The organism is Ensifer sp. NM-2, assembly GCF_003024455.1.
GTDB lineage: Bacteria > Pseudomonadota > Alphaproteobacteria > Rhizobiales > Rhizobiaceae > Ensifer > Ensifer canadensis.
In genome coordinates, this window is record NZ_PVZR01000022.1 from 108426 (window position 1) to 121616 (window position 13191).

Consider the following 13191-nt stretch of genomic DNA (forward strand, 5'->3'; position numbering starts at 1 on the left):
GTTCAGATGGTCGATGCGAGCGAGGAAAGTCCGATCCTGGTGTTTCTTGGTCCGACTCTTCGGTTGGCCGAGGCGGAACCAGTTCTCGACGCCATCTACCTGCAGCCCGTCGCGCAAGGCGACATTCTGCTCGCCGCCCACGCATTCCGCCCGCGTGCAATGGTCTTGATCGACGGCCAATTCGAAGACAGGCCGGCTGTCCGACACAAGGAAATCCTCTGGGCGATGGCGCAGGGGATCGTCGTGATCGGCGCTGCGAGCATGGGCGCACTCAGAGCGGCGGAACTCGACGAATTCGGAATGATCGGCGTGGGCCTGATCTACAGGTGGTATCGGCGTTGGCGGCTCGCTCCCGATGATGCGGTCGCCGTTCATTCGGGGCCGCCGGAGCTTGGCTTCCTTCCATTGACGGACTCATTGGTAGATCTGCAGCGGACGTTCGCCAGCTTGATGCGCGGGAATTTCATAACGGCTGCCGAGCGCGATGTGCTGACAACAATCGCGCGAAACATGAACTTTCGAGAGCGTAAGTTGGAAGCGATCTTGCGTGCTGCGGGGTGTCAGGCGGAGAGGCTCAAAGAGCTGCGGAATGAGATGGTGAGACAAAAAAGACTGGACGCGCTGCTTGCGCTGCGAAGCGCGCGAGCCATCGCGGTGAAACGAGATGCGGCGCGTGTAAGCACCTCGTGGGTTGCCACGAACACCTTTGTTCGAGACCTTGAGGCGGGCGGCATTGACTCAAAATTAGTAAACACTTATAAATTGAATCCTTAATTGCCGGATTTTCAATCGAGGGGGGCAATTGTGCGATGCGTCTGCTTCGGGACGATGCCCTCGACGCTGCAAATGCGCGCCTCGGCACGCGTTTCTGGATTTATCCCCAGCCGCCTTTCATTCCCGGATACGAACAGCCCGATCGTGTGTGGCTGTCGATACCGCGTGACGAAATCGGCGAGGGCCCCAGCGACCTTTCCATGTATGTCGCTGATCCGCTCTATGAGAAGCAGCCCTACGGTCTAGCGGGTTTGCCGCCATTCGACGGGGCAAGGCGTGCGCCGGTGAGGCCGGGGCCGGACCGTCACTTCGACAACATCGATCCGACCTCCCGGCCATTTCTCGCCGTCCACGCCTACGCCTGCGTACGTTTCGTTCTCGACATCTGGCAGAGTTATCTCGGGCGGCCGATCGATTGGTTCTTCGATCAAACTTTTCCGAGGCTTGAAATCGTTCCATTTGTCGATTGGGACAATGCGCAGGCGGGCTATGGCTTTCTGGAACTCGGCTGGTCCGACGTCGACGGCGTACTGCGACCCTATGCGTTGAATTTTGACACGATCGCGCACGAAGTCGGGCACCTCATAATGCTGTCGGAGACAGACGTGCCAACCGCGATATCGCCCGACGGCGACTTCTTTTCGTTCTCCGAAGCTTTTTCCGACTGTGTTTCGCTGATCTCGTTCCTGCATTTCGATTCTGCGATTGACCGGCTTCTGCGGCGAACGAGAGGCAATCTGCTGCTCTACAACGAACTGAACCGCTTTGCGGAAACCAGCCCCGAGAGGCAGATCCGCCTGGCGACCAATTTCCGGCAAATGTCCGCAGTGACCCACGAAGTGCACGACCGCGCGCTGCCGTTCGTCGGCGCCATCTTCGATAGTATCGTTGCGATTTACCATCGGGACCTGGTTGCAAATGGCTGCGCCGACAGCCGGCTTCTGGTTGTTGATATCCGGGAACTGGCGCGGGACGAATTCGATACGTTTCGTCAGGCGACGGCGGACGCATTCAGCATCAAGCCGCTGTATTTCAAGCTGGCACTGACCGCTGCACGCGACGCTGTGGGCGCGGCGCTTGCTACCGCATTGAGAACGCTTGATCCGAACACGCTGCGCCTTGACCAAGCGGCAAACGCCGTCATTGCCGCAGCGGACGGGGCGGTTGCCGAACTGCTGGAAGAGAATTTTGCGTGGCGTGAAATCATCGGTTCAAGGTGAGCCATAGGAGGGAAAGATGAGTGATTGCTATGTTAATCCTGTTGTTGGAGATGCAAAAGACCTGGAAGATCTAAAAGATATAATTGAATATAAGGCCTACCGCCCAGGAGATATTAGATTATATGGACGACCGGCGAAATTTTATGATAAACAAAGTAAAGATGAAAATATAAGAGGAATGCTATCTGAAATAGATGGCAAGATAAGAAGTATTGGCGATACGTCAATAAGTGATGATATAGCAAGACTAATTGAGCAGATTATTGAGTATATAATGAAAAGCTCCGGGGTGGTCGGTGATGGAGTAACGATAGCCGTATTTGACGGAAAATCTTATAGTTTCCTTCCTGTTAGTTTGAGTGGTGATGTAGATTATATAAATAGCATTGGCGTGATTTATGGTTATGCGTATGAGGGGCATTGCTACAAGCTGCCAAAACCGCAGATCATGTGCCTATCTGAAAGACCGACGAAAATCGCCAAAGGCGATTGCGGCTGCGATTGTGGATTTGACCCGAAATTCGGTTACGCCGTTTGGTCGATCGACAAGCTCGAACGTGCCATATCTCTCGACATCCGCGCCGACGATCTCAAAACGCTGGTGCTGGACGAAAACCTGCCGGGCAACCGCTCGCCGCTCGCCTATGCGCAGACGATGGCGTTGGCTCCACAACGGCAACGGGACTATTAATTGGCGGCGGAGCCCCTACAAGGATGGAGACACCACTTTGTATGTGTGCGGCTCGACGCCGCTGCAAGGCCGATTGGGCGGGATAAATTCAGCGTGATGGAATGCCTCGCGCAAAATTCGTTGCGCCCAATTGCAAGCCGTTGGTTGGCATGGGTGCGGCTGGCATTGGCTGCTCTCACGATGGATCAGTGCGATGCCGGCTCTTGCACCTGGCCCGCCATGCTGGAGTCCTGGGACAACGATTTCGGCTCGACCGGATCGTGGGAGTGCAACGCCGGTAAGATGCCGTCAAGATCGAGCGGTCGCAGTGCCCCTTAGAAACAAATCCGCGCACATCCGCGCGCGCGCGGCAATCTCTTCGATGCGGGGCGCCGGTTTCTGACGCAGCATGGCGGCCCGCTGGGGTTCCATGACCATCATCCCGCGAAGCATCCCGCAAGCTGCGTGCGGATCTGCAAGCGTAAGGGCGCCGCGATCGGCCTGCTTGCGCAACCAATCCTCCATCAAGTTGTTGGTCTTGACGATCGCCTGCTCATAAAATGAGGTTGCGATCTCCGGGAAGCGGTCGGACTCGCCGATGACAAGGCGCGTGATGGTGATGGTATCGTCGGAGAGCGTCAGCATGCCATAGGCCGTCAGCATTCGCTCGAGACCCTGTCGCAGGTCCGTCGTTGCAAGCGTGCTCACATCCAGCGCCAGCAGGAAGCGGGCGATACGATCGGAAATCAGGTCCGAAAAGACGTCGGCCTTCGTCGGGAAAAGCCTGTAGAGCGTTTTGGTCGAGACGCCCGCCTCTTGCGCGATCGCCGCAATGCTGGCTGCTGCGTATCCGTTCTCGTGGAACTGCTTGTTTGCGGCCTCGATGATGACATTCCTGGTGTCCTCGTCGCACCGCACCTGGGGCCGGCCTCGCGATCTCTTCTCGATTTTGTGATTTTGGACCATCGTGAGTTTCCAAATTTCCGTTGACTTCGATTTTATAGCGCGTATTTTGGAAAATATCAAATTTCCAATTAACCAGAGGCCGTAGCCTTGGCGACCTGTTCCGGAGAATAACAATGCCTAGCAATAAGCTGCATGCCCTGAATAACAACGTCCCCTCCGCCGCTCATGCGGTTGCGGAAGCGGTGCCTGCAACGCTCGATGCCGGCAAGCCGCCACGCGTCGCAGAGCTGGCCGGGTCGGCCGCTGAAGCAAGGGCGGCCCGCAAGCGCTCGGGCCGCTCTGTGCTCATCGGGGCAACTGCGCTCGCGTTGATGGCCGCCGGCGGCTATTTTGGTCATGACTATTGGACGGTTGGCCGCTTCCACGTGTCAACGGATGACGCCTATGTGAAGGCCGACTCCAGCACGATCGCTCCGAAGGTGTCCGGCCATATTATCGAAGTGCTTGTCAGCGACAACCAAACGGTCATCGCTGGTCAACCGCTTGCAAGAATCGACGATCGCGATTTCAGATCCGCGCTCGACCAGGCGAAGGCTGATGTCGCTGCCGCCGAGGCTACGCTTTCTGCCAAGGAAGCCGCCCTCGACATCCAGCAATCGACGATCGCCGCAGCACGCGCGACCGTCGACGTCGACAAGGCCAATGAGACCTTCGCGCAACAGAACGACAAGCGCTATTCGAATCTTGCGACTACAGGATATGGCCCGGTGCGGACCGCTGAGCAGGCAGCCTCGCAGATCGGGGTAGCCAGGGCCGCCGTCGCGCGCGACAGCGCCATTCTCGACGCCGCGATCAAGCAGGTTGATCTTCTGAACGCCGAGGTTGCCCAGGCAAAGGCCGCTCTTGCCCGTGGCCTGGCCCTTCAACGCCAGGCCGAACTCGATCTTTCCTATGCGACAATCCTCGCGCCTGTTGACGGCTCGGTGGGCAACCGCACGCTAAGGGTCGGCCAATATGTCCAGGCCGGCACGCAGCTGATGTCGATCGTGCCAACCACTGCGGTCTATGTGATTGCCAATTACAAGGAAACACAGTTGACCGACGTGCATGCTGGTCAAACTGTCGATCTCGAAGTCGATATGTTCCCCGGCCGCACCTATCATGGCCGTGTCGACAGCATCGCGCCGGCAAGTGGCCAGGAGTTTGCTCTGCTTCCGCCTGATAACGCCACGGGCAACTTCACAAAGGTCGTCCAGCGTATCCCGGTCAAAATCATTCTTGACGGCAAGAGCGCTGCTTCCGGCGATCTTCGCCCCGGCATGTCGGTGCAGCCGAGTATCGACACCAAGGCTGCCGCTCAGGGCAACCGGGTCTGATGGGAAAGGTGAGGAGATTGCAGCCATGTCCTCCGAGATTTCAACCACCACAGTCGCCTCGCAGCCGCGGGCCAGCACCAGGGATTGGATCGCCGTACTCGCCGGCATGATCGGCGCGTTCATGGCCATTCTCAACATCCAGATTACCAATGCCTCATTGCTCGATATCGAGGGCGGCATTGGTACCGGCATCGACAATGGCGCCTGGATCTCCACCTCCTACCTGATCGGCGAAATCGTCGTCATTCCCTTGACGGCCTATTTCAGCAGCGTCTTCTCGTTCCGCCGATACATTCTGGTAAACTCCGTTCTCTTCCCGTTGTTTTCGATTGCCTGTGCCTTTGCTCACGACCTTGGAACGATGATCCTTCTGCGCGGGTTGCAGGGCTTTGCCGGTGGCGTTCTGATCCCCATGGCGTTTACCATGGTGCTGACCAAGCTTCCGAAGACGCAGCAGCCGCTCGGCCTGGCATTCTTTGCTCTGTCGGTCACGTTTGCCCCGGCGATCGGCCCGACGATCGGCGGCTATCTGACCGAAAACTACGGTTGGCAGTCTATCTTTTTCATCAACGCCGTACCGAGCGCCCTCATGGTCGTTGCCCTTGCCCTGACGCTCGACAAGCAGCCGATGCAGCTCCACCTCCTGAAGGAAGGTGACTGGGCAGGCATCATTGCGATGACCGTCGGGCTCGCCGCTTTTCAGACCGTGCTTGAGGAAGGCAACAAGGAGGATTGGTTCTCCTCTCCATTCATCGTCAAGCTCAGCATCATCGCCTTCGTTTTCCTTGCCGCTTTCATCTGGATTGAACTCACCGTGAAGAAGCCGCTGGTGAACCTGCGTCTGCTGACACAGCGCAATTTCGGGATCGGCGTTGCCGTCAATATGCTCGTCGGTGTCGCGCTTTTCGGAAGCGTTTATATTCTGCCGCAATATTTGGGCCAGGTGCAGCGATACAACGCCGAGCAGATCGGCAACGTCCTGGCTTGGACGGGTTTGCCGCAGTTGTTGCTCATTCCGCTCGTCCCTGTCCTGATGAAACGGTTCGACGTCCGTTACATCGGTTTCCTCGGCATCTCGATCTTTGCAATCAGCTGCTTCATGAACATTACCCTTTCGGCGGACAGTGCCGGCGATCAGTTCTGGATCCCCAACATCGTGCGTGCGATCGGACAGGCGCTGGTGCTGACGCCGATCACCGCCATCACCACGGCTGGCATTGCTCCGTCCGACGCCGCTGCGGCCTCTGGGCTGTCCAACATGCTGCGCAACCTCGGCGGCGCCATCGGCACGGCATCGCTCGGCACGATCCTTACGAAGCGCGAGCAGTTCCATTCGAACATCATCGGCCAGTCGGTGACCCTTGCCCGGGAGGAGGTCCGCGACCGTCTCTCCCAGACTGCCAGTTACTTCATGGCGCACGGCGTTTCCGACCCGGTTCTTGCCAGTCACAAGGCGATCGCGGCTCTGGGCCAAGTCGTTCGACGCCAGGCGCTCATTCTGGGTTTCAGCGACACCTTCGCTGTCATCGGGGTCGTGCTGGCAATCGCTGCGGTTGCTTTGTTGCTGAACCAAAAGCCGGGCGCTGGAGGCGGCGCCGGTGCTCATTGAGCCCCTCGCAAAAACCATCTTTCTGAAGATAGCGGTCATGTTGCCAGCGCCGAGCCCCAAGGGGCTTCGCGCTGCACCAGGGGGAAGGTACGCAACGGAGGGTTGATCGTGGTATGTTGCTCCAACGCGGAATTACACAGGGGAAATGATGCGTCTTGCCACGACGATCGGGCTGTTGCTCGCCATGAGCGCAGCGGCAAAGGCGGAGACGCTCTATTACGGCTCGCGTGCCGGCATGGAGGTGACGGTGGTGAAGAAGTCGAACATCGGGACGACTCACGCCAAAATATTCACGAAACACACGCGGGAGAATGCCACCGCCTTTTGCCGGGAGTACGTGCAGAAGGTAACGCCGAAGTGCATCGCGGACGAACTGAAGGTGGAGCTGCTGACGAAAATCTCGGCCAACTGCAAAACCGGCACCTTCATCACGCTCAATGGACGAGGCTACCAGTTCAATGGGCCGAACCCGGACTATGATCCGACCGGGATGAGCACCGAATACCTACTGGTCGAGGCAGGCGGCGGGGAGCCGTTGGACGGCTCGAGCGCCTCCGGCTACGATGTAGCCTTGGACCAGTACAAAGCGTTGTGCCCGAACCGGGTGCAGTAATCCGGAAATCCGCCTGGCTGTGTGACAGCCAAAACCGGTGATCGCCGACATGGGCAGAATGAACGGACGATGGCGCTAGACCGCACTCTTCGCGGGGCACGACGCCGGGGCCGAAAGCTCAGCCACTATCGCCACGCTCATTGAGACCTGCAAGCTCAACGCCATCGATCCCTTGGCCTACTTGACCAGCACACTCACCGCCATCGTCAACGGGCAAAGCAGCAACATCGGCGAACTCCTGTGGTGGAATTATCCGATCAAGGTGCGATCGGGATACCGCGTATGCTGCGTCTGGCACCGCGTACTGTATTTCTTCCGCAGATAGCTGGTCAGCGCACGCTCGCGTGGCACTAAAAGCGGACCTCTAGACGTTCGACAGGGTCCTTGGTGAAATCGGAATATCGCATCCACCGAGGGACGACCTTAAACAAGACGGCACCATTCTCGACAAACTCTCTCTCAACTGGAACGCTTTCAAGATGCGCTTTCTGGTATTCCTGCATTTCGGAGGCGGAAACCTTCATGGCGTCGCCCTCATATTGAACCGTGATATTCTTGTCCCAGCCGACGACAAGTGCGACGCTTGTTCTATCTGACAGGTTCTCGAACTTGCGGGTCTGCTCGGAGGTATCGAACACGATTTCGAGGTTGTCACGCACCGAAAAGTCAATGGCCGCAGCTTCAGGCTTGCCGTCTGCATGAGATGTTGCGATCACCGCAAGGGTGTGCTGGCGCAAGAATTCCAAGATGACTTTCTTGCCTTGCGCGTTGTCCATGGCTGAAGTCCCCCCGAGGTAACGTAGAGGGTATCGAGAGGATGCGAATTCGCGGCATCCTCACGCCTGAAGCCTGACATAGCGCCGGAGGGGGGCAAGGTGCGACATCGGCTCCCTCCTCAACCTGGACAATCTCGATGGCCGTTTCCAAATCCTTCGCGAGATCGGATAGGTCTTCTCGGATTTGCGCTCGAAGGCCGCCTGCGTGAAGATGACAGCGGAGGTCGCCGTATTCACCGGCTCGTGCGCTTTTTTCCAAATCGACGCGCTAGAGCCGGCGCAATGGCCGGAAAGCGGCGCGCAACTCGGCGCTGAAAAGCTCCGGTTCTTCCCAGGCTGCGAAGTGTCCACCCTTGTTCACTCGGTTGTAGTAGATCAGGTTGTGGTATGCTCGTGCCACCCAGTCCTTCGGCGGCTTGTAAACCTCTCCCGGGAATATCGTCACGGCCGCCGGGATCGCAATAGGAGCCAACTTGCTGTTGCCGGCGCTGCTTTCCCAATAGATCCGGCCGCTCGAGGTCGCGGTGTTCGTCAGCCAATAAAGCGTGATGTTGTCAAGGATCTCGTCGCGGCCCAACGCGCGTTCCGGTTCATCGCGTGTGAACACCCAGTCGGCGAGCTTGTCATAGAACCATGCTGCCAGTCCAACCGGCGAGTCGGCAAGGCCATACCCGACGGTTTGTGGACGCGTTCCCATGATTGCCGCATAGCCAAAGCCCTTGCTGAGGAACTCCCTGGCCTGGTCAAAAACTGCCCGTTCCTCGGCGGTCAAATTCGCCGGTGCAGGATCACCACTTCTCAACGCCCGTGCAACTTCCGGCGGGATGGTGGTCGAGCGCTCAATCCTGTTCACATGAATGCCGAGCAGACCCGCAGGAGCCTGACGGCCCATCGCATCGGAAATGATGGCGCCCCAATCGCCGCCCTGTGACACGTAGTTTCCATATCCGAGGCGCTTCATCAGGGCGTCCCAGGCGCGAGCGACGCGATCCGGGTTCCAGCCGGTACCTTTGGGCTTTTCCGAAAAGCCGAACCCTGGAATGGACGGAAGCACGACATGGAAAGCATCTTCCGCCGTCCCTCCATGCGCCGTGGGATCGGTCAGCGGGCCAATGACTTGCAACAGTTCGAAAACGGAACCGGGCCAGCCGTGGGTCATGATAAGCGGCAATGCGTTCGCATGACGCGAGCGCACATGGATGAAGTGAATGTCGAGGCCGTCGATATCAGTCAGAAACTGCGGCAAGGCATTAAGCTTCGCCTCTGCCTTGCGCCAATCGTAGTCAGTCTCCCAGTAGCGCACCAGCGCCTGAAGCTTCGCCAGTTGTACGCCCTGGGAGCGGTCATCGACCGTTTCAGGGTCTGGCCAGCGTGTCGCGGCAAGGCGCTGTCTGAGATCGACGAGCTCTGCCGCCGGGACATCAACGCGGAAGGGGCGAACTTCGCCGGCCTCCAAAGGCGTCGTGGTGTTCGCTTGGGCGACAGCGCTGGCAGGGCGAGACACCGCAAGGGCTGCCGCCACCGCTCCATTTAAGAGCAGAGCCCGGCGCGACAGCGCAAAAGCGTTGGCGGTTTTCTCAGCGGTCATTTTCACACTTCCTTCTCTCTGCTTTCGAGGATCCATGTCGAAACGCTCACTTGACCGCGACGACAAGCGGGGTTCCTTTCTCGACGATGTAGGTCGCGAGCTCCGATGCCTTGCCGCTGCCGACATTCTTCGCGAGATGAGCCACCCCGGCCGGAATGAACAGGGCCTCTCCGGCATGAAGGGTAACCGGCGCTCTATCCTCGAGCTGGTATTCCAGCGAGCCTTCGAGGACATAGGCCACCTCTTCGCCCGGATGAGAGTGCTTGATGGAGATTGCGCCGGGCCCGAACTCGACGCGTGCCTGAACGGTTTCGTGCGCGGGTATGCTGAGATCGTGCTGCACAAGGTCGGTGCGCTGAATTCCCGGTTGCTGTGCGTTGGCCGCAAGTGGCGCCAATCCACTTCCAACGATCAGCAGCGCACCCGCCATGACATGAGACATTTTCATCTGGTCTTCCTTTCCGCATTGTTCGAGCCTTCGTCATTGAGGCCAGCGGCACCATTTGAGTGCGTTCGTGTATTGACGATGTGTCCGCCCGACGGGCCGTTTGTAACGGCATGTATCGCCGCTCACGTCCCGGGTCCGTATCGCTCCTGAGGGCAGTTGTATGAGGATGTATCCGCCCGGCAGTTTGACACAGTTCGAAACACACCGGCTGCATTTGTGAAAAATGCGATACACAAGAAACGCGCAGATCTCCTCTGGTAGCTGAGGATGGTGTCACCACCCTGGCCGCGCGCAACATAAGAGGAAGATCGTAATGAACGATATCACAGCTCAGCCCGACAAGCCCCGCGGGCTGCCGGGTCACTCGACCGTAGGCACCAATGACCTGGATGCTGCAGCGGCTTTCTATGACAAGCTGCTCGGCGTATTCGGTATCGGCCGCGTTCTGGTGCAGCCCGGAAGGGCTGTCTATTACGGGCACCAGGCGCTCGAATTCGGCGTGATCAGCCCCTTCAACGGCGCGCCCGCAAACGTCGGCAATGGCGGGATGGTCGCCTTCGAAGCTCGGTCCCGTGCTCAGGTTCACGAGGTCCATGCGGTTGCGTTGGCGGCTGGCGGCTCTGACGAGGGCGCTCCCGGTCCGAGAGGGGAACACGCCGACGGCCCGTACTGCGCATATTTTCGCGACCCTGAAGGCAACAAGTTCCTCGTGTACAGAAATGGACCTGACGAGGCTTGATCGTCGGGCATCACCGTTGACCGGGCCACCGGATTTTCAGAGCGATGATCCAGTGGCCGCGGCCCACTCTTGAACCCAAACGGTGTCACGCCCGGCGTATCCGACGCCCGGCATCCGTTCAGGCGCCGCTCAATTGGGAGGCATCTTTTTGTTGTAAGGTCGGACATATCAACAAGACGGCCGGCCTGACCAGAAAAGGTCGCGAACACTCGCGCCCGCCCGGCACATGCAAGGCCACTGCCATGCGGATGTGCAATGAGTGGAGACCTTGATCCGAAATTACATTAGTGGGGTGCGACGTCGCACGGTAGAAAGCTTGATGCGTTTTACGGAAGCTCGATCTCGCCATCTACCACGTGGTTGAGGTCGGTGCCTTCCGCCGTCAGCGTCATGCGGACCTTCAGCGTCTTTTCGCCGGTCTGCCCTTCGCGCACCGTGTCCTCGATCTTGCGCTGCGAGGTGATGCCGACTTCCTTCAAGAACTTGCGGATCGATATGTTGAAGGCGTCTTCGCTCATGGCGGAACTCCTCTGTGTACGGAAGGGATTGTAAGGGAAGGCGAGTTGTCAAGGAAGCAGGATCGTGAGGTGCGCAGGGTGGACGACTCAGGCCAGTTCCAGGATGTCGCCATCGGCCGACAGCTCGTCGAGCGCCATGACGGCGATGCATCCGTCGAACGTTCCGACAGCCAGCGAGGCGTCTGAAGCATCCATCGCATAGATGACCGTGGCAACTCCGTCGACGGCGGCACGCGCCTTCGCCACGACAGTGCCGGCTGCCGCGTCGAGCACGAGGATCGTGCCGTCGAGCAGCGCCGCAACAACCAGTCCGATTGGCGCAACATGAACCACGGCGCTGGCGGCCGCCGTGGTGGTGTGACGCCAAATCTCACGGCCCGGTCGCTCGATCGCCTTTCGGTAGATGAAGCCATGATGGCCCTGACGCGGATCCGGGTGATAGTGCCGGCCGGCCACGACGATGCTACGACCGGCGTCGTCCTCGACGTAGCAGCCGATGCATTCCATGGCATGACTGGCATGGCTGCCGTCGGCAGGCAGGAGCGGCCACAAGTCCTCGACGGTGCCGTCCGGTCGCACGCGGCAGAGACGCTTCTTCTTGTGTGAGGTCGGTGGCGTGCCTTGGAGCAGGTAGAGATCTGGCGCGCCATCGATGCCGATATGATGATTGAAACAGTCATAATGGCCGAGGTCGGCAAACCGGGCCTGTCCGGTGCCGATATCGATCAGAACATCGGCTTGGCCAAAGCCCGCCGGATGTCTGTCGCGCCGTCCCAGAACCCGGCCGTCGCGGGAGGAGACAAAGGTATAGACGCCCTCGAACGCACCAAATTCCGCGAGGTGCCCGTCACGGAGCACCTGCAGTCGCGAGCGCGGTGCTTCGCCAAGCGCTGAGGCAGGCGGTCCGATCTGGACAATCGGCGGCGACGATCGCAGGATGCGCGCGCCATACCCCTCACCGGAGAAGCAGACGACGCTGCCGTTCTCCAGGTCATAAATTTCGAGCAGGCAGAGGTCATGGACGGCGGCGAGCCGGCCGCTGTCCAGCCAAGCGACGTCCCAGATTGCGCCTCGCTGCACCAGTCGATCGGTGCCGAACCAAATGGCCAGCTGCCGTTCCATCGCCGATTGCCGATCTTGATCGGACATCTGCCTATCGATCATCTGACGCGCGATCCATGTCGCCGGATCGATCTCGACAGCGATACTGCCGACTGCCCCCTCGTAAGCAACGTTCACCGGGTAGAGCCGGTCAAACGGATCTTCCTCACTTTCTTCGCTGCCCCACTCCTCGTCCCAAGGCCTGACCAGCAGATCGAGCCGATCGCCAGCGACATTGAAGCTGCAGCGCTCAATCTCGGGGAGACCCCCGGCCAGCGGCCAAGACCGATCAGATGACCAGTTCCAAGCGACCAGCTCGCCTTCAAAAAACCAGCCGCCATCGTAGCTGCCTGCCGCAATCGCGATGACCGGTTCGTGCGGATGAAAGCTGATGTCGTTGATGGGGAGCCGCAGCATATCGAAGGCCGCAAAGGGCCGCCGCTCGCCGCGATGGTAGAGGGCCAGCCGATGGCGCAACCTTTGCCCGGTATAGGCGGCACGCCCTGGCTGAATTGTAAGCAGCGGAAACAAGCTCGCGATGGCCAAGATATGGCTATCCGGGCTAACGAACACACCCGTTATTTTGCCGTTTCCGGGAAGCGTTGGAGAAAAAACAATCAAGCAATCGGCCCTCGTCGCTTTCAAAGCCTTGCCGGATAATTTGATATCTACGCCGCATGATCAACCGGCAAGAAGCTCGCAAACTACTAGGTCCTGTTGACAAAGTGGATTCCCAAATCAGTGGAAGCATGATTCAAAACTGTCTTTTAGGAGGCGGGTTTGGCGCGTGGCGATCTGACGGATTTGGAATGGAGGATCATTGAGGGGCTGCTGCCTACCGAGCGCGGCAGGA

The 13191-nt window shown here is 58.9% G+C and carries 13 protein-coding genes and 1 pseudogene; 8 read left to right on the forward strand and 6 right to left on the reverse strand.

The genetic code is table 11. The features are described 5' to 3' along the window. Positions 1-6: 6 nt before the first annotated feature. The 3 genes from C6558_RS31180 to C6558_RS31190 are packed head-to-tail and all read left to right on the forward strand — an operon-like array spanning position 7 to position 2685. Positions 7-774, forward strand: a complete 768-nt coding sequence (locus C6558_RS31180; protein ID WP_107028097.1) for a TfuA-like protein — start codon at positions 7-9, stop codon at positions 772-774. A gap of 35 nt (positions 775-809) precedes the next feature. Next, positions 810-1994 carry a hypothetical protein gene (locus C6558_RS31185; protein ID WP_057221194.1) on the forward strand — a complete coding sequence of 395 codons (1185 nt, stop codon included), beginning with the start codon at positions 810-812 and terminating at the stop codon, positions 1992-1994. Positions 1995-2010: 16 nt separating this feature from the next. After that, positions 2011-2685, forward strand: a complete 675-nt coding sequence (locus C6558_RS31190; protein WP_057221193.1) for a hypothetical protein — start codon at positions 2011-2013, stop codon at positions 2683-2685. Between the two features lie 288 nt (positions 2686-2973). Here C6558_RS31190 and C6558_RS31195 read toward each other — a convergent pair whose 3' ends face one another. Then, a complete protein-coding gene (locus tag C6558_RS31195) occupies positions 2974-3630 on the reverse strand; it encodes a TetR/AcrR family transcriptional regulator (protein WP_057206895.1) in 657 nt (218 codons plus the stop codon). Positions 3631-3743: 113 nt separating this feature from the next. Here C6558_RS31195 and C6558_RS31200 point away from each other — a divergent pair, with 113 nt between their 5' ends. From C6558_RS31200 to C6558_RS31215, 4 genes and pseudogenes are all read left to right on the forward strand, one after another. Continuing rightward, positions 3744-4946, forward strand: coding sequence for an HlyD family secretion protein (locus C6558_RS31200; RefSeq protein WP_107028098.1), 1203 nt, complete (start codon positions 3744-3746; stop codon positions 4944-4946). Between the two features lie 25 nt (positions 4947-4971). Further along, positions 4972-6555: a DHA2 family efflux MFS transporter permease subunit gene (locus C6558_RS31205; protein ID WP_107028099.1), complete on the forward strand. Its 1584-nt coding sequence runs from the start codon at positions 4972-4974 to the stop codon at positions 6553-6555. A gap of 148 nt (positions 6556-6703) precedes the next feature. Further along, on the forward strand, positions 6704-7168 hold the full coding sequence (locus C6558_RS31210; protein ID WP_245449237.1) for a hypothetical protein: 465 nt from the start codon (positions 6704-6706) through the stop codon (positions 7166-7168). Positions 7169-7250: 82 nt separating this feature from the next. Beyond that, positions 7251-7493: pseudogene (locus tag C6558_RS31215) on the forward strand (transposase domain-containing protein); the annotation flags it as partial. A 25-nt stretch (positions 7494-7518) separates the two neighbouring features. Here the strand turns inward: C6558_RS31215 and C6558_RS31220 are convergent. The 3 genes from C6558_RS31220 to C6558_RS31235 form a co-directional block, all read right to left on the reverse strand. Next, the gene (locus tag C6558_RS31220; RefSeq protein WP_057206903.1) at positions 7519-7944 is read right to left on the reverse strand and encodes a pyridoxamine 5'-phosphate oxidase family protein; all 426 of its coding nucleotides are present in this window, start codon (positions 7942-7944) and stop codon (positions 7519-7521) included. A 268-nt stretch (positions 7945-8212) separates the two neighbouring features. Beyond that, entirely contained in the window at positions 8213-9532 is a 1320-nt protein-coding gene (locus C6558_RS31230; protein WP_057221192.1) for an epoxide hydrolase family protein, read from the reverse strand. 46 nt (positions 9533-9578) lie between these two features. Then, a complete protein-coding gene (locus tag C6558_RS31235; RefSeq protein WP_057221191.1) occupies positions 9579-9980 on the reverse strand; it encodes a cupin domain-containing protein in 402 nt (133 codons plus the stop codon). 313 nt (positions 9981-10293) lie between these two features. On the opposite strand from C6558_RS31235, the gene C6558_RS31240 reads away from it, so the two are divergent. Continuing rightward, positions 10294-10719, forward strand: coding sequence for a VOC family protein (locus C6558_RS31240; protein ID WP_057221190.1), 426 nt, complete (start codon positions 10294-10296; stop codon positions 10717-10719). 326 nt (positions 10720-11045) lie between these two features. Here C6558_RS31240 and C6558_RS31245 read toward each other — a convergent pair whose 3' ends face one another. Further along, positions 11046-11237, reverse strand: a complete 192-nt coding sequence (locus C6558_RS31245; RefSeq protein WP_057206910.1) for a DUF6494 family protein — start codon at positions 11235-11237, stop codon at positions 11046-11048. Between the two features lie 87 nt (positions 11238-11324). Beyond that, positions 11325-12884: a hypothetical protein gene (locus tag C6558_RS31250; protein WP_199197070.1), complete on the reverse strand. Its 1560-nt coding sequence runs from the start codon at positions 12882-12884 to the stop codon at positions 11325-11327. Positions 12885-13191 lie beyond the last annotated feature (307 nt).